The organism is Candidatus Regiella endosymbiont of Tuberolachnus salignus (assembly GCF_964020115.1).
In the GTDB taxonomy this organism is placed as follows: domain Bacteria; phylum Pseudomonadota; class Gammaproteobacteria; order Enterobacterales; family Enterobacteriaceae; genus Regiella; species Regiella insecticola.
In genome coordinates, this window is the sequence record NZ_OZ026542.1 from 162,344 (window position 1) to 179,390 (window position 17,047).

Consider the following 17,047-nt stretch of genomic DNA (forward strand, 5'->3'; position numbering starts at 1 on the left):
GGATGTTCGCCTCATGGTATGTCCACGCTCATCGGTCGGTCACCCCGGCCGCCTAGCGGCAACTTCAAAGACAAAGACTCCTGGGATTCGATTGATTGCCGCCTTGCCGTAACGCGAAATTCATTGGACATAGGCTCTGAAGGGAGCGTTATTTCGTAAAATCACAGGCTAATTTCGTAGCAACAGTATTGAGTATCTTATCTTGACTAAGGGCATCTTTTTGGAAAATATACATACGGATGACATTATGATATTCACCATTAATAAAGAACTCTTGCTCCAGCTCCGCCTCTTTTTTGAATCCTAGTTTCTCATAAATATGAATAGCTTTCTTATTTTCTTTATCAACAATAAGATAAAGTTTATGTAAATTAAGCACTGAAAAGCCATAGGTCATTGCCAGCCTTACGGCTTTACAGGCAAAACCCTGTCCCTGGTAAGCGGGAGCAATAATAATCTGGAGCTCTGCCCGGCGATGAATATAATTGATTTCCGCGAGTTCAACCAAGCCTACTCTTAAATTATCTTTTTCTCTATCTTTGTCTTGTTTTTCGATAATAAATCGGCGTTCACTCTGATCATGAATATGTTTATCGTACAGATCGGAGAGTTCAACAAAAGCTTCGTAAGGCTCTTCAAACCAATAACGCATCACATTAGCATTATTATCTAATTGATGGACGAACAACAAATCATCACGTTCTAATGGGCGTAACCTAATATTACTTGTCGTAGGCATGTGAGTTCCTTAAAACAGAATGAAGAGTCTATACCCTTCGCCTTTGAAGTCGCCGCATTGTTGGCTGCGAGGGGTTCCCGAATCACCTAGTATGTCTATACCCTTCACCTTTCAAGTTACGGCGGCGTTGGCAGCGATCACTCATCCTCTGTCATGTACCGATTCGATTGATTGCCGCCTTGCTGTAACTTGAAATTCATTGGGTATACGCTCATCGGTCTCACGCCCTAGCGGCAATTTCAAAGACTGTGGGTATAATGGTTATCGAGTAGACCTTGCAACGGCAGTGGCTTTGCATCAAGCCAAGCCGCGTTATCAAGCATAACGAGGCGCCCTTGAGTAAACCAGTTGACCACTCGTGGGTAGATATTATGTTCTTGAACTTGCACTCGCTGAATGAGATCAGTTTCGCTGTCACCTTTGAACACCGGTACTTTTGCTTGCAAAATAATGGGGCCACCATCGAGCTCTTCTGTGACAAAATGTACCGAGGTGCCGTGTTCTTTATCACCACTCTCTAATACCTGACGGTGAGTATGCAGGCCTTTATATTTAGGTAATAACGACGGGTGAATATTGAGTAATCGCCCGATATAGTGTTGCACAAATACCGAGCCAAGGATGCGCATATAACCTGCCAGCACCAATAAATCGGGTTGATAGTGGTCGATGGCTTGTTGCAACGCTAGATCAAACCTCGCTGGATCACTGTAATGTTTAGCATCTAACCAATACGCAGGAATATTAGCTTTCCTCGCGCGCTCTAGCCCATATGCAAACTCTTTATTACTGAAAACCGCACTGATTTTACCGTTAATATGCCCCTCCTGCTGGGCGTCAATCAGTGCTTGCAGGTTGCTTCCCTGACCTGAAATTAATACCACGATTTTTTTCATCATCTGTTTTTTTCCGCTACGGATTAATGATCACTCGCTCGGTGCCTTCAGCTTCAGGTAGCGGCGCAATATCGCCAATTTTCCAGGCTTTTTCGCCTTCGGCCTTCAGTAAGGTAATCGCGTCGTCGGCTTCCGACGCGGGTAGCGCAATGACCATCCCCACGCCACAGTTAAATGTGTGATACATGTCGTGGCGGCTCACATTACCTTCCTTTTGTAGCCAGCGAAAGATTTCAGGCCATTGCCAACTCGTTTCTTTAATCACCGCTTGAGTGCCTTTGGGCAGAACGCGAGGAATATTTTCCCAAAAACCCCCGCCGGTAAGATGAGCAATAGCATGAATGTCGAATTTGGCATCGGCAATTAACTTGAGAATAGATTTAACATAAATTTTAGTCGGCTCTAATAGCCAATCGGCAAGCGATTTTTCTTTTAACAAGGTTTGCTGTGGATCAGTTTTATTTTTATCTAAAATTTTACGGATCAGCGAATAGCCGTTGGAATGTGGTCCACTGGCACCTAGCGCAATTAAGGTATCACCTGCTGCCACTTTACTACCATCAATAATAGCTTTTCGTTCAACCACACCGACGCAAAAACCGGCCACGTCATAATCTTCACCCTGATACATCCCTGGCATTTCTGCGGTTTCACCCCCTACCAGCGCGCAGCCTGATTGTTTACAGCCTTCAGCAATACCAGTGATGACATTTTTGGCAATATTGATATCGAGTTTCCCGGTGGCAAAATAATCAAGAAAAAACAGCGGCTCTGCCCCTTGAACCACCAAATCATTAACACACATTGCCACCAGGTCGATGCCGATAGTATCGTGACGGTTTAGATCCATCGCCAGACGCAGTTTAGTTCCAACCCCATCGGTCGCGGAAACTAAAATCGGTTCGCTATATTGTTCCGGTATAGCACACAAAGCACCAAAGCCTCCTAAGCCACCGATCACTTCCGAACGTGTCGTTTGTTTTACTACATCTTTAATCTGATCAACAAGTTGGTTGCCAGCATCGATATCCACACCGGCATCTTTATAGTTGAGAGAGTTTTTATTGGTCACTACAAGATCCCCAGGACGGTTAGTTATTATTTCGAAATCTCTTGTGCTCGCTGATATGCCCTTCGCCTTTGAAGCCGCCTTGTTGTTGGCTGCGGGTATTCGCCCTCATCAGGTAGTCTATCTACGCTCATCGGTCGGTCGCCCTGGCAGCCGAAGGCAACTTCAAAGACGAAGGGCATACTTCGTCAAAAACGAGCCCAAAATGCTTATTTACGCTATGTAAACTGTACTTTTGCGCTGCGTAACCATGTTTTTAAAAACTGTTGAATTCTAACAGTGCAAGTAACGCTTTACCAAAGATTTGCGGATAACTTGCTGACATCAATTCGCTCTAGCGCGGGTAAAAGTTAATATTCTGTTATCGTAAAAATTTTATGTTAAGCTTGCAGGATTTTTTAGCCTATTTTGGCTCTGTTTTGATTTTGATTGAGGTGTTTTTGAACAGCCCAGCACAGCTTTCACTGCCACTTTATTTGCCTGATGATGAAACCTTTGCCAGCTTCTATCCCGGTGAAAATGCATCCGTGTTAGCTGCAATCCAGTCAGTTATCCACCACTCTCATGGTAGCTATATTTATTTTTGGTCAGGGGAGGGGGGGGGACGCAGTCATTTGTTACACGCGGCCTGTACTGAATTTTCGCAACGAGGTGAAGCAGTGGGTTATGTTCCATTGGAGAAGCGTGCCTATTTTGTCGAAGAGGTATTGGATGGCATGGAGCAGTTGGCTTTAGTATGTATCGATAATATCGAGTGTGTCGCCGGGATCCCACAATGGGAAATGGCGATATTTAATCTTTATAACCGTATCCAGGAAACCGGCCATACTCGACTGTTGATTACCGGTAATCGTCCCCCCCGGCAGCTAAATTTGCATTTACCGGATCTAGCCTCTCGTCTAGATTGGGGACAAATTTATAAATTACAGCCGCTCTCCGATGATGAAAAATTGCAAGCATTGCAGCTACGGGCGAAATTACGCGCTTTTGAACTGCCAGAAGATGTAGGACGTTTTATGTTAAAACGTCTTGATCGAAAAATGCGTACACTATTTATGACGCTTGATCAGCTTGACCGTGCCTCGATCACCGCTCAACGTAAATTAACCATTCCTTTTGTTAAAGAGATCCTCGGGTTGTAATAAAATAGAAAACTTTTTGCAAAACTTATTCATCTCATCATCCTGCTAAAACAGTTTCCGTGCCGTGTCTAACCAGTCTTGTTTGAATTTTCTTTCCCTATTTTCAGCATTGATACAAATAGAAATTAATTCATTAACCATTTTGTCATTTTGTATGCCGACACAACGTGCTTCAGCACAAGCGCTATTATTTATTAATAATTCAACGGCATGAGCTCCCATGCGTGAAGCTAAAATACGATCATAGGCTACCGGTGCTCCGCCGCGTTGAATATGACCTAATACTGTCGGCCTGGTTTCTCTTTTCGTTTTTTCTTCGATATATTGCGCCAATTTATTAATATCACACACATGTTCAGTAATGGCGACAATGGTATGTCTCTTACCTTTTTTAATGCCTGCTTTGATTTCAGATAAGAGATCTTCTCGTTTGAATTCGACTTCGGGTACGATAATAAACTCACAGCCTCCGGCAATAGCGGCGGCGAGTGTTAGATCACCACAATGTCGCCCCATGACTTCAACCAGTGAGATACGTTGGTGCGAGGAAGAAGTATCTCGTAAGCGGTCAATAGCTTCCACCACCGTTTCTAACGCAGTGAAAAAACCTATCGTATAATCGGTGCCTGCCACATCATTATCAATGGTACCTGGTAAACCAATGCAAGGGATGATCCCACTCTCTTTTGTTAACAGATCTGCTCCGGCATAAGAGCCATCGCCACCAATGACCACCAAACCATCAATGCCGAGAGCATCCATATTATCAATGGCTTGTTTTCGTATGTTTTTATCCTTAAACTCAGGAAAGCGGGCTGAGCCGAGAAAAGTGCCGCCTCGATTAATCATATCTGAAACACTATAGCGATCTAATTCTTTGCCGCGCTTTTCATATAAACCTTTATACCCATCATAAATACCATAGACTTCTTTTCCTGCTGCCAGAGCAGTACGTACCACTCCCCGGATGGCAGCATTCATTCCTGGCGCATCCCCACCACTTGTTAATACGCCAATTTTTTTAACCATAACCGCCTCTATATAAGATATAAAAATTTCTACTCAATATCATTCATGCAGCTCATATGATTAGCAACAGCATTATCCATATCAGTATTATGTATATGCCCCATGTGGCTAGCCCCAGTATTATCAACATCAGCCCTAGCCCCAGCAGCGCCATCAGTATTATGTATGTGCTCCATGTGGCCAGCCACAGTATTATCAGAATCATCACCAGCGCCAGCACCGGCATCAATATTATGTATATGCTCCATGTGGTCAGCCCCAGTATTACCAGCATCAACATCAGCCCCAGCATCGCCATCAGCATTATATATATGCTCCATGTAGCCAGGCATATTATATGTCACCTAGCATTTTAAGATAAATTTGGATTAAATTTAAAGGTCTCCTAAAAGGATAGAGCTAAAAGCGATAAATATAAATTGGCAGACTCGGAATCGAACCTATAAATATGACTATACCCTTCGCCTTTGAAGCTGCCGCGTTGTTGGCTGCGGGTGTTCGCCGAATCACGTAGTCTATCTACGCTCATCGGTCTCACACTCTGGCCGCCTAACGGCAACTTCAAGGGCTGTGGGTATACATGTAATTAAATAGTAACGAGCTCCTGTTGGGCAAAGGTATTTGGAGCGGTGATGCTTTACTGCGCAGGCTTATGAGTTCTCCAGAGTGTAGTGGCATAGTTAATTTGGCCACCACACTACGGTTTGGAAAGAGGTCTAATATTAGTTTATTTTTCTCTCAAACCACGACCCGGTAATGTTTGACACATTTTTCCATTAGCCTGGGGGGCAGTTATTGGGTATTTATCGTTAGGCGTAATATAGACTTGTGTTGTCGCAATATAGCCATCAGCATAGGTTGCTTCAATGTAGGTTGCCTCCCATCCCTTGCCCGGAGTATTTAACGAAATTTCAATCTCTTTTTTGGTGGTAAGATTAATCGGTGATGCGTTATAGCTAATACCACATGCATGACGAAAATCGCGTGCCAACGGATTTTTAGCTGTCCAACGCTGCACTTTTTCTGGTTTTTCTGAAAAGTTTACGGTGAGAATTGGCTTACCTGCTTGCTGTCTTAACGTAGTATGCAATATGGGTAGTGGTGTCGAACGCTGGAAACGACGGATAAATGCAGTCAATGATTGCTCAGCAAATTTTGCTATACCGCGGTGATCAGAATTGGGGGCTACACGTAAAGATTTTTTTCCTGGAAGTTTTTCATAATAAAATTTGCTGTTATCAGGGACATAAAAATCATCGCCACTCGCATTAATTATATATTTAGGAATCGCCAGACGTGATTCATACATGGAGCCCAGATATTGCAGTGGATCTCCTATCTGCATTAGCTTAAAAAATTCAGGCGTTGCTATTTTTTCATCTATACGTTCTTGATAATAAGGATGGAATACAGCTGGCCAGTTTCCACCGTAAGATTGATACATATGTTTCAACGCAGCTGTTGTTCCTAACAAATCAATAGCAAAGGGAACTATAGCATCAATACGTGGATCAGCTATTGCGGCTAACCAGGTTGTCCATCCCCTTTTCGATATACCAGAAACAATAAAATTATCGATATTCCACTGTTTTAATTCACGTTGAGCCAATGTCAATGCTTGTGATACCGAAATTGCCATCGGAATATGCAAAGGCATAAGCTGCTGCTTGTCTGGCTGCTCCATAAATAATGTCCAGCTGTGAGCAACACTATCATCTTCTTTCAGAGGCTTCCCATTTTCTTCATAGGTGAGATATTGATTTGGAATATTATCAACAGAAATAACGATTGTATTGGTTGCTCGGGCGATATTCTCTAGCGTACTCACGCTGAAATCAGTTGCTGGAACAGAGTCCATTGCTTTTATATTGTGATTAATTCCATTATTCACAATAACAAGTGCGCGCTGTAAAAATGGATTATCAGGAATGAATATATCAACATTGTGCTGCCATTTAGCGGGATGAAGGGTTTTAACTGGAGACCAATGTTGTGATGTAAGCTGGTATTGATGTAACTCAAGCTGTGGCCGTTTTTCTTTACGTAAAAACGTGTATTCAATAGGCCGTGTTGCTAATTCCTTAAGATAGGACGGAAGTGTATTAGTAAAAGTCACCTCTGTTTGATCAACATAGAACAATTGCTCTATATTTGGCCGAGCATAGCAAGTATTCATCATTGCTAATATGATCGCAATAATATGGAATGATTTCGGCATTGCTTACCCTCTAAATTGTATAAATCAGCAACAATATCGTATGTCATAATTTATCTCATGAGCTTACTGAAAATGAATACTGACCCCACAGTCTGATTATTGAGAGCCACGCTCTTGATTAGATTTACTGTGTGGAGCGAATTTTGGATTACCTAGTACTTGTATTGTTGTGTACACAACGAAAACTAGGCCTAGGCCGCATTAACTTAAGCATACGCGCAATAATTTTGCAATGAAGTTACCGTTCGCCTTTGAAGCCGCCGCGTTGTTGGCTGCGGGTACTCGCCTCATCAGGTAGTCTGTCTACGCTCATCGGTCGCCCGCCCTGGCAGCCGAAGGCAACTTAAAAGACGAAGGGTATATTTGAAATTTTTTGTATTCGTTGATACTTCGAACAGGCTTAACCTTACTACTTTAATAATTACACTGATAAACTAAATTGCTTTAATAATGATTTCATCCATTGATGACCTTTGTCTCTGTCGGTTGATTCATGCCAGGTTAGATTACAAGCACGCTTTGCATTTTCCCAAGGCAATGGAACGGGTTTTAAGTTAAGTGTTCCATTGCAAGCTTGCACTAACCAGCGAGGAGCAATAGCCACAAAATAGGTTTGTGATACCACACTGAGTACACTATTCATATCCGTACTTTCATAAGCTATCGCTTGTATACTTTCAGTGGATTGATAATAAGGTTTGCTAAAAGAACCCTTGTGATCCAGAGAAACAACGGCGTGAGATTCAAGGAATAATTGTTCTGCCGATATCGAATTTTCGATACGTGGGTGATCTTTTGCCACGGCTAAAACCAGCTCATCATGAAACAACGCGAGCCGATGAAAATTTGCACTTTCGAATTCGGTTTCCTGATAGCGTAGTTGGTGTTCAATATTATCATTTAGATAGGATTTAATAGTTAACTGTACGTAGGGCGCCGCTTGCCGAACAGCATTAATTATCTGGGCAGTTAAGCGAACATCTAAAGGACTACAAATCGATAGATTAAACAGACGCTCACTATTTTTAGGTTCAAAACTGGCACCCGGTAGTTCATTGTGTACTAATTGTAATGCCTGACGTACCGGACCAAAAAGTTCACGTGCTCGTGAAGTAGGTTGGATACCGCGTCCATAACGAAAAAAAAGCTCATCATCAAACATAATTTTTAAGCGTGCAACTGCGTTACTTACTGCTGGCTGTGACATCCCTAACGACTGTGCAGCACGTGTCACATTTTGCATTTGCATTACCGCATCAAATACTGTCAGCAAATTAAGATCAACACTTCTCAAATGCACATCAGATTGTTCTTTTTGTGTGATTCCATTAGTTGTTACTAAATTGTATCCAGACATACTTAACTCCCACTAAACCCTATGCAAATGAGACTATTGGCCGAAGATATGAAAGAAATGAGCAATTAATAGGCTCTAAGACCCATCACTCATCCCCCCCACGATCTAAATTATTATCACTTATCGACAACAATTGAGTCTCTTCCTTGTTAAAATTGAGTTTTATCTGATTTAACATCCCATAACTTATGAATATTTTTATTATCAAACATAAAAAATATTTATTAAAAATCTTTACTATTAATCAACTACTATTAATTTATAACAATTGATTGATAACAATGATAACACATGTACGATAAAAAACTTAGGCCGCATAAATAAATCAATTTTAGTTAATTACCACTTCAAACAGAATAAATTTATTAAAATAAAAAATACATAACATCAATATTATTTGTACATATTATTTAATTAATTAATATAATTTAAAATCTTCTCTGCTTTTTATCTTTCTCATCAAAAAAGCGTTAAAAATGTTCATCTGTAGCTGTATACAATATTTATTGCTGGTTTTTTATTCAATATACGGCGCTCAAATTAAGATTTAGAGGAGGTGACAAAAATTAATTTATCCAAAACTAGACTAGGTTTTATGGATAAAAAATTTTAGGATTGATTTTAGTTAAAACATTGTTATAAAAGTAATTTAATAAGAAGCTGAGAATATATACAACATTAGTACAAGCCGCGTAAACATTCGCTTATGATGAGTTGTCTATAGCTAATACACAGGGTTATCCACAGGAATGGTGGATAACTGCCTTCAACCCTTTTACCACGAGAGTTAATGAAAAATATCCGCTAGTATCGGTTACCTGATTTTTGGATTTTTTTAGCTGTTCTTAATATTTTTTTATTTCAATTTATTCTAAGTCTCAGCTTGCTTTATTAACAAGCCTATTCGAAATTTTCTTTAGCAATGCTAAATTGATTAAAAAACGCTCTAAAGAGCGTGGTTTAGATAGAATCAATGAGCATTTTGAGCGCGCTATTGACGAAGTATCAGCGAGCACAAGAAATTTCGAATAGGCTCTTCGTGCATCAATCATGCATCACTATAATCTAGGCATTAGTGCGCTATTTTTGTGTTAACATCAGCAAAAGCTAATCAATTAAGGAGGTAAAAAATGACGACGATTGAAAAAATTAAGCGCCAGATAGCAGAAAATCCTGTCATATTGTACATGAAAGGTTCACCACTGTTTCCACAATGCGGGTTTTCTGCACGTGCAGTGAAAATGATTATGGATTGTAAGGAACCCTTCGCCCACGTGGATATCTTACAAAACCCGGATATTCGGGCGGAACTTCCAACATTTGCTAATTGGCCTACTTTTCCTCAACTTTGGGTAGAGGGTGAATTAATCGGCGGTTACGATATTCTGAATGACATGAATAAAAATGGTGAATTACAACCACTATTAAAAGAAACGGCTGAGAAATACCGTTCCCCAGAAGCTAAAATTTCACAATAGACTTCTTTAGAGGTCTAATAAAACGGTTACGAATTCAAAGCGGCCAGCCACCTAAGCGTTTCCAACGGTTGACCAATTCGCAAAATAATTCAGCGGTTTGTTTGGTATCGTATAAGGCAGAATGTGCTTGACTACTTTCAAAAGTGATGCCAGCTTCTAAACAGGCTTTGGCCAACACGGTCTGTCCCAACACTAAAGCACTGAGTGCAGCGGTATCAAAAGTGACAAAAGAATGGAATGGATTGTGTTTTCTTAACCCCGTGCGTTCAGCGGCAGCCATAATAAAACGGTGATCGAAGGTCGCGTTATGGGCAACGACGACAGCTCGAGTACAACCTTCCCCTTTCATTCTTTTTCTTACCGCTTTGAAGATAGCTTGCAAGGCATCGTGCTCACTGATATCCCCCCTCAATGGATTGCTGGGATCTATTCCATTAAATGATAACGAGTCTTGTTCTAAAATAGCGCCTTCAAAAGGGGTGACATGAAAATGCAAAGTTTCAGCGGGATGTAACCCTCCCTCATCATCCATTTGTAAAATCACTGCTGCTATTTCTAATAATGCGTTAGTTTGTGCATCAAATCCGCTGGTCTCTACATCAATAACAACTGGATAATATCCACGAAAACGCTGGCTTAGGTTGTTAATATTGTCTTTATTTGCCATTAAGTTTCTTATCTGTAATGAAATGCGCCGGTTATTATGTCAAATTTTTGAGTAGGATGCAGGAAATGATGTCAGCAATTAATGAAGACTGATAAAAACATCGCCAGATGTGTGTTAGTCAGGAACAAGATCACAGTAATAGCTATTCCTTCTTGTTGTGTTGCCATGAAAATTATACCCTCCTGTAGCCTAATTGAAAAAATGCTAATCTGATATAGATTTTTTGCCAAGATCAAAAAATAATTAAACACTTTGAGTAATAATAGAAACTTATATTTTTTATTTTTGTTAACCATTTATTCTTTAAAATAGAAGGCATTATATTCAAGACTAGTATTGAAATGATATAAGATGAAAGGGCTAGACTACTTATTGTGTTATTAATGAAAAAATTAAATAAAGCCGTTTTCGCCAACCGCTTTTGAATATAATTTTTTCTATTCTATTTATTACATCGAAAGATTATGCTATCCTCCGCGCCTTCATGTTACATTAACAACTCACTGATGTTGAAAATCAAAGATTGAGGAACGATTTGTTTCATTACGTTAATAGATAAAAATGCATTAATTGCTTATATTATGAATACAAACAATTATAAATTAATCAACTAATGGTTCATTGATTAATTTTCTGCATATTAATATTATCTATTCTTCAGTATAAAGAACCGTTTACAATGTTATTTTGGTTAAAAAAATGCAACGTATTCTATTTAAAAAATCACACGTTAAATTAATTTATTTTAGCGTTTTTTTCTTTGTTATCATGCTAATGTTTAGCCCGTTATTCGCGCGACAAAATGAAGCAGTGGCGGAGTCACATCCCAATAATTGTTATCAACTTAATGAAAATTATTTATTTTCTAATCAACCTTTAAATTGTGATTCGGATTTATTAAGCAATAAAAAACATGATAAAAATAACAATAAAAGTGACCACTTACCCGATTTGTTATCCCCACAAGAGGGGTATCAATTCATAGACAATGATAAAATTAATCCACTAAATACTCTTCAAGCAGTGGCAAGCAAAGATTGGAATAATATTACCACTGATAAAATAAATAGAGAGGCAAAAACGAAGATAAAGAGCACTGCGCAACATTATTTTCTGACCCCGCTACAACAAAAAATTCAGTCATTATTATCGCATTTAGGGCAAGCGCAATTTAATTTATCCGTTGATGATCATGGACGTTTTAGTAAAAGCAATGCGTTATTATTTACCCCTTGGTATGACAACCAGAAACAATTATTTTTTTCACAGATGGGTATCCATGATCAACAAGGACGTGTTATCACTAATTTTGGTATTGGACAACGTTTTGATATACACGAGAATAATTGGCGCTGGGGTTATAATATTTTTTTAGATTATGATTTAAGTCGTCATCATCGGCGTTTAGGGATGGGTTTAGAGACCTCGATAGACTATTTTAAATTGGCAACCAATTATTACCATCCATTATCAAAGTGGCGTGGTTCTGCTGATATGAAAGATTTTCTTGAACGTCCAGCACAAGGATTTGATATTCGTGGGCAAGGTTACCTGCCCGCTTATCCTCAATTCGGTATTTCAGTGAAATATGAACAATACTTTGGTGATCAAGTCGCACTCTTTGGCGTTGATAAAAAAACATGGCAGCAAGATCCCTATTCTGTCACCTTGGGGCTTGATTACACCCCTTTTACTCTAGCAACCATCAATATAAGCCATAAACAAGGACAGAAAGACCACAAAGATACACAATTTGGCTTGACGTTGAATTACCAATGGGGTGTTCCATTAAATCAACAATTGGATCCGCAAAAGGTAGCGGAGCGCCGGAGTTTAAAAGGGAGTCGCTTTGATGTAGTGGATCGTAATTACAATATTGTTCTTGAATATAAAGAAAAACAGATTATCAGCGTTGATCTCCCACCGGTACCAGCAGGATTATTAGAAGGGGATAGCTATACCCTACAGCCGTTATTTAAGAGCAAATATCCTATCAGTAAAATACGTTGGCTTGGCGATAAAATGGTGCTTTCTTTACTGCCCACGGCGGGTGATCTCAACCCTCAGGGTTGGAAAATTACAATACCTGCCTGGCAGCCAATATCAAAACATAATAATACTTATCGCCTAGCGCTTGAAATTACTGATCAAAAAGGCAATACCGCGATTTCTAACGATATACATATTCTGAGCACTCACCATCGAAAAGGAAAATTATCGATTGTAGGAGATAACAGTGCCACTGCCAGCGGTGCAGACACTGATGCGATTTTATTGAAAATTAATCTACAAGATCATAAAGGGATGCCTATTCAGAATGCGGACATAAAACCAAGCTGGCATCTGGTAAAAACAGATGGAAAAAAAGTGCCATTAGTGATGGAAAAATCTTGCCCTAACGACAGTAATGGGCAAGTGACTCCTTGTGTCCGCATTGTCGAGACGACTAAAAAAGGAGGCGAAAATAAAATTAAACTTATTAGTAGCCTGCCCGGAAATTTTAAATTAGCCGCATCAATGTCAGATTACGGTGAAAGTAATAGCGTATCTTTATCTTTCAATGAGACGGGGAGTCGTGCGGCGGTAGTTCGGGTAGAAGTCATCGATGCAAAAAAAGTAGATCTACTCAGCACTAAAAGTATCCCGCTTATCGGAGAGCGCTATCAGGTGAAGTTTTACGCTAAAAATGGTGAAGACATTACACAGCAAATACCGGCCAATAGTATCAAATGGTGGTTACACGGTGAAAACATCGAATGCAATGCCTCACTTAACGATCATGACACCGGAATGCGTGGATATACTTTTACGCCTCGTAGACAGGAAGAAAGTAATACTGGTCTAACTTGTGGCGATCAAGGATTTAAAATTAAGGTTACTTATTAAAGAGGCTAAAGGTAGAGGGCTTAGAGACTATTCGAAATCTTCTTGAGCAACGCTCAGACGAGGCAAAAGCGGACGAAACAGCGCAGTTTACATAGCATAAATGAGCATTTTGAGCTTGTTTTTAACGAAGTATCAGCGAGTACAAGAGATTTCAAGCTGTTGGATAAAAACTCATGGAATAAAGGGTATGACATTAGTATTAAAGAAAACCGCCATTATTTTAATTACAGTAATTTTATGGTTGAGCGGCAGTTATTCGGCGGTGATTGCCGATCCGGAAACCGCTGCCGATTCAAACATTATCCCAGGCACAAGAATGAGCAAGGAAACAGCAAGAATACAGGGACGGAAGCCCACGATCAGCGCGCCTTCTACTCATCAACCTGATATGGCAGATATTAGTCGAGTTTCAGCTGTTGAAGGAAAATTCACCCCTGGAGATACCCTAAAGTTGATCTACGACTACTATGATGAAGACGGTGATGTCGATAAAAGTATCGTGAACTGGTTTTATACTTTAGAGGGTGTTGATTACCCTATTCCGGATGCCGTCAATACTTTAGCTGATCATTCAACACCAGGTAGTTCAATGGTCACCCTCCCCCCGCAGGCAGAAGGAGCGTCAGCGATCAAAGCACGCATTCAAGTCGCCTCTGCTTACGGTTATCCTAATCTTGGTAAGCTGATAACCATCAACGAGATGAGCCAATCGAATGTTCATATCACTGAGAAAAAACTAACGATGGCCACCGGCGGTATTTTTTTGGCAACAGATAACCCTCATGCGGGTTCAGGCGCACAAGATTACACTTTGCCGGGCGCGCCGAATTTAATCATCGGCGAAACCTATTTATTCCGCGCGTGGATCGATAACAATAAAAATCGAATTTGGGATGTAAACGAAACTGATATCACTCGCAATCTCAAAGAAATTCAATGGATATTAAACGGCAATAATGTGATGGCCGTTGGAAACAAATCACCTTCAATATTGGATAAAAGAGCAGTGTCTGGCGCTATTACCGACCAATATACGATACCTATCAACAGCCGCTCTAAATCAGGCGCACTAGCCGGAGATCAAGGCTTCAATTTAATGGTTGAATTTAATTAACCATCGAAACAGATCCTACTAGAAAAAGAAGGAAGAAATAAAATGAAGAGATTTTTTATTTTAAAAAAAATAATACTGTTATTGGTGTTAATCCATTACGGCACCAATGGTGCTTATGCAATAAGGACACAGCCTACCTCTATTATTCAAGGGCATGCACCGAAATTAAATAAGATTGATTTTTTATTTAGCGGATCGGGTACGAAATTCACCATAGGTGAAAAGATCCAGTTAGAATATAGCTATCAGGATGAAGATGGTGATGCCGATGATTCAGCAAATCACATAGAATGGTATGCCATCACATCAACAGGTGAAAAACAACTCCCGGCGACCGATATTACTAATACATCAGCACCAGACAACTCAGCTACAGGTAAAAGTACATTAACTATTCCAACGTCGGCTCTAGGAGCGACTGGATTTAAAGTAAAAATAATACCGACGTCGCTAACCGGTATTCCTCATATAGGTGAAATTATCACTATTGATGATATTACTGCTAATCCACATGGCACTCCTATTAGCGTTACCGGCCCCGTCGGCTTTGGCGATAAACTTCCTTCACATATCGTGCCCGGCATTTATGCTAGCACCGATACTGGCTTTACAACGAACCTGATTGGTAATTCAGCTTCGTTGCAAGTAAACAATAAATATATATTCAAATTATTCGATAACGGCCAAGATATTACTGATCGCGTTAATTATACTTGGTATTTAGAAGGAAAAAGTGCCACAGACGGAAAATCAGGAGCATTTAATACAGGAGTAAAAAACACAGATTATACCGTCCCCGCTAATATTACAGCCACATTAATAACGGGTTCAATTGATGGTGCTCAGGGATTCAGTTTAGCCGTCGATTATGAATAATTTAATTTTTATCGTAAAAGCTAATGACAATATTACTCAATGAATTTCGAGTTACGGCAAGGCGGCAATCAATCGAATCCCAGGAGTATACAGGTAAGTACATAAATGGGATGAAAATGAGCAGCCAACGCCGCCGTAACTTGAAAGGCGAAGGGTATATATAAGCTTAAAGAAGTAGGAACATTATTAAATGAATCCACATGGTACGCGCAATAAAAATAAAAGCTTAACCTCCATCAGTTATTGGCTATGGTTATATCTTCTGACTTTATTGGTTTGTTCTCCAGCGGCTGCAATTTTTAGTGGTAAAACAGGCGTTATCCATGGACGCCCGCCGATGGCTAATGGTGTTTTGCATGTACTGGCACCTGATGGTACTAAGCTGCAAGATAACGCTATTTTGAGCTTATCAGACAGCCCAGCACAATTTACTCTTTCCAATATAACCAGAGATATCTCTGTATCAGATAAAGATGGTGATGCAGGATTAAGCAGCAGAATCGAGGATCGGCGCTCTACTTTTATTTGGCAGTCTGGAGGGAAAGATCTGAGTGAAGATGAAAAATCACGTTCGTTTAATGCTATGCAGGCTGAAGGTAAAAAATATACATTGATCGTTGAGACGGCGGTGTTGGCAAGTTCTAGCAGCGGTATACCCAGAGACAAATGGCATCGGTTATCCCGGACTTATCAATTACGTGTTACCAACACCTTCATTACTCCGAACAATATGATAATAACCGGTAGTAAAATAAACGCGGATGGCTCTAAAACTTACCGCATAAAGATTATTGTGACCGATGAAAAGGGAAACCCGGTTGCTGATCAGGATGTAAGAATACGCACCACTCATCAAGCGGCTCTTGATCCAAATGGAGCGATTCCACGCATTAACGGTCGATTAAGCCCATTGATTGTACAAAACATGAAAACGAATAAAAAAGGTATAATAACCATTAGCGTTACTAATACTAAAGCGGTTAACAGTTCTGTTTTTGCGCAATTAAACAATAACAGTGAGCAAGAAAAAAAGTTATCTTTTCCGTAGAATTAGGATACATTCATCGATACAAACTTTTATAACCGAATCAGTTTAATTTGATTCAAGGCAGAGGAGCGCAAACAGTACAAACAGTACAAACAGTACAAATAGTACGGCAAGCGACGACAACACTTAAATCAAATTAAACTGATTTGGCTGTATCACAGGAGACAATAGTGGCTAAGATTTTTTAAAATAGATAACATGCTTTGATCTTAAGATAAAAATAAGGTGAAAAAAATGAAAAAATTAACACTAAAGGAAATGACAGTAAGTGAACAATTTGAAGTGAAAACCCAGCTGGGAAGAAGTAAAGCGAACCTGGGTCGCACGCTCACGAATGCCGAGCAAAACAGAATTAAAGATATGGCCGTGAATAAAATTATGCAAAAACGCGCCGATGTTATCAAAGCGACACGTTTAGAAAAAAAAATAGCAAAAACAACATTAAATACAGCAACTTTTAATTGGTCAGCTTCGATCAATACCCGGCCAGCAAGATAAATAAAAAAACTTAACCACATTATTGATTGG

General features: G+C 39.9%; 17 protein-coding genes. 7 read left to right on the plus strand and 10 right to left on the minus strand.

What is annotated here, in order from left to right:
• Positions 1-148: 148 nt before the first annotated feature.
• The 4 genes from speG to AACL30_RS00845 form a co-directional block, all read right to left on the minus strand.
• Positions 149-739, minus strand: a complete 591-nt coding sequence (speG, locus tag AACL30_RS00830; RefSeq protein ID WP_006704715.1) for a spermidine N1-acetyltransferase — start codon at positions 737-739, stop codon at positions 149-151.
• 239 nt (positions 740-978) lie between these two features.
• Positions 979-1,635, minus strand: coding sequence for a phosphoribosylglycinamide formyltransferase (gene purN / locus AACL30_RS00835; protein WP_339058368.1), 657 nt, complete (start codon positions 1,633-1,635; stop codon positions 979-981).
• Positions 1,636-1,651: 16 nt separating this feature from the next.
• A complete protein-coding gene (purM, locus tag AACL30_RS00840) occupies positions 1,652-2,707 on the minus strand; it encodes a phosphoribosylformylglycinamidine cyclo-ligase (RefSeq protein ID WP_339057478.1) in 1,056 nt (351 codons plus the stop codon).
• A 26-nt stretch (positions 2,708-2,733) separates the two neighbouring features.
• Entirely contained in the window at positions 2,734-2,886 is a 153-nt protein-coding gene (locus AACL30_RS00845; RefSeq protein ID WP_339057479.1) for a hypothetical protein, read from the minus strand.
• Positions 2,887-3,138: 252 nt separating this feature from the next.
• Here AACL30_RS00845 and hda point away from each other — a divergent pair, with 252 nt between their 5' ends.
• Positions 3,139-3,846 carry a DnaA inactivator Hda gene (gene hda, locus AACL30_RS00850; RefSeq protein WP_176488455.1) on the plus strand — a complete coding sequence of 236 codons (708 nt, stop codon included), beginning with the start codon at positions 3,139-3,141 and terminating at the stop codon, positions 3,844-3,846.
• Positions 3,847-3,891: 45 nt separating this feature from the next.
• Here the strand turns inward: hda and pfkA are convergent, their stop codons facing one another.
• The 5 genes from pfkA to leuO all read right to left on the minus strand — a co-directional run bounded on the left by pfkA (position 3,892) and on the right by leuO (position 8,450).
• Positions 3,892-4,875 carry a 6-phosphofructokinase gene (gene pfkA / locus AACL30_RS00855; RefSeq protein ID WP_339057480.1) on the minus strand — a complete coding sequence of 328 codons (984 nt, stop codon included), beginning with the start codon at positions 4,873-4,875 and terminating at the stop codon, positions 3,892-3,894.
• A 29-nt stretch (positions 4,876-4,904) separates the two neighbouring features.
• Positions 4,905-5,195, minus strand: coding sequence for a hypothetical protein (locus tag AACL30_RS00860; RefSeq protein ID WP_339057481.1), 291 nt, complete (start codon positions 5,193-5,195; stop codon positions 4,905-4,907).
• Positions 5,196-5,260: 65 nt separating this feature from the next.
• Entirely contained in the window at positions 5,261-5,440 is a 180-nt protein-coding gene (locus AACL30_RS00865) for a hypothetical protein (RefSeq protein WP_339057482.1), read from the minus strand.
• A 162-nt stretch (positions 5,441-5,602) separates the two neighbouring features.
• Positions 5,603-7,093, minus strand: a complete 1,491-nt coding sequence (locus tag AACL30_RS00870) for a PhoPQ-activated pathogenicity-related family protein (RefSeq protein WP_339057483.1) — start codon at positions 7,091-7,093, stop codon at positions 5,603-5,605.
• A 421-nt stretch (positions 7,094-7,514) separates the two neighbouring features.
• Positions 7,515-8,450, minus strand: a complete 936-nt coding sequence (leuO, locus tag AACL30_RS00875) for a transcriptional regulator LeuO (RefSeq protein ID WP_339057484.1) — start codon at positions 8,448-8,450, stop codon at positions 7,515-7,517.
• A gap of 1,130 nt (positions 8,451-9,580) precedes the next feature.
• Between leuO and grxD the strand changes: the two genes are divergently transcribed.
• Positions 9,581-9,928: a Grx4 family monothiol glutaredoxin gene (gene grxD, locus AACL30_RS00880; RefSeq protein WP_339057485.1), complete on the plus strand. Its 348-nt coding sequence runs from the start codon at positions 9,581-9,583 to the stop codon at positions 9,926-9,928.
• A gap of 34 nt (positions 9,929-9,962) precedes the next feature.
• Here grxD and rnt read toward each other — a convergent pair whose 3' ends face one another.
• Entirely contained in the window at positions 9,963-10,595 is a 633-nt protein-coding gene (gene rnt, locus AACL30_RS00885) for a ribonuclease T (RefSeq protein WP_339057486.1), read from the minus strand.
• Positions 10,596-11,294: 699 nt separating this feature from the next.
• On the opposite strand from rnt, the gene AACL30_RS00890 reads away from it, so the two are divergent.
• The 5 genes from AACL30_RS00890 to AACL30_RS00910 all read left to right on the plus strand — a co-directional run bounded on the left by AACL30_RS00890 (position 11,295) and on the right by AACL30_RS00910 (position 17,017).
• Entirely contained in the window at positions 11,295-13,481 is a 2,187-nt protein-coding gene (locus AACL30_RS00890; RefSeq protein WP_339057487.1) for an inverse autotransporter beta domain-containing protein, read from the plus strand.
• Between the two features lie 187 nt (positions 13,482-13,668).
• Positions 13,669-14,595 carry a hypothetical protein gene (locus AACL30_RS00895; protein ID WP_339057488.1) on the plus strand — a complete coding sequence of 309 codons (927 nt, stop codon included), beginning with the start codon at positions 13,669-13,671 and terminating at the stop codon, positions 14,593-14,595.
• Between the two features lie 42 nt (positions 14,596-14,637).
• Complete coding sequence (locus tag AACL30_RS00900; protein WP_339057489.1) at positions 14,638-15,471, plus strand: hypothetical protein; 834 nt, start codon at positions 14,638-14,640, stop codon at positions 15,469-15,471.
• A 190-nt stretch (positions 15,472-15,661) separates the two neighbouring features.
• Positions 15,662-16,519, plus strand: a complete 858-nt coding sequence (locus AACL30_RS00905) for an Ig-like domain-containing protein (protein ID WP_339057490.1) — start codon at positions 15,662-15,664, stop codon at positions 16,517-16,519.
• A gap of 234 nt (positions 16,520-16,753) precedes the next feature.
• Positions 16,754-17,017, plus strand: a complete 264-nt coding sequence (locus AACL30_RS00910) for a DUF3811 domain-containing protein (RefSeq protein ID WP_339057491.1) — start codon at positions 16,754-16,756, stop codon at positions 17,015-17,017.
• Positions 17,018-17,047: the final 30 nt, after the last annotated feature.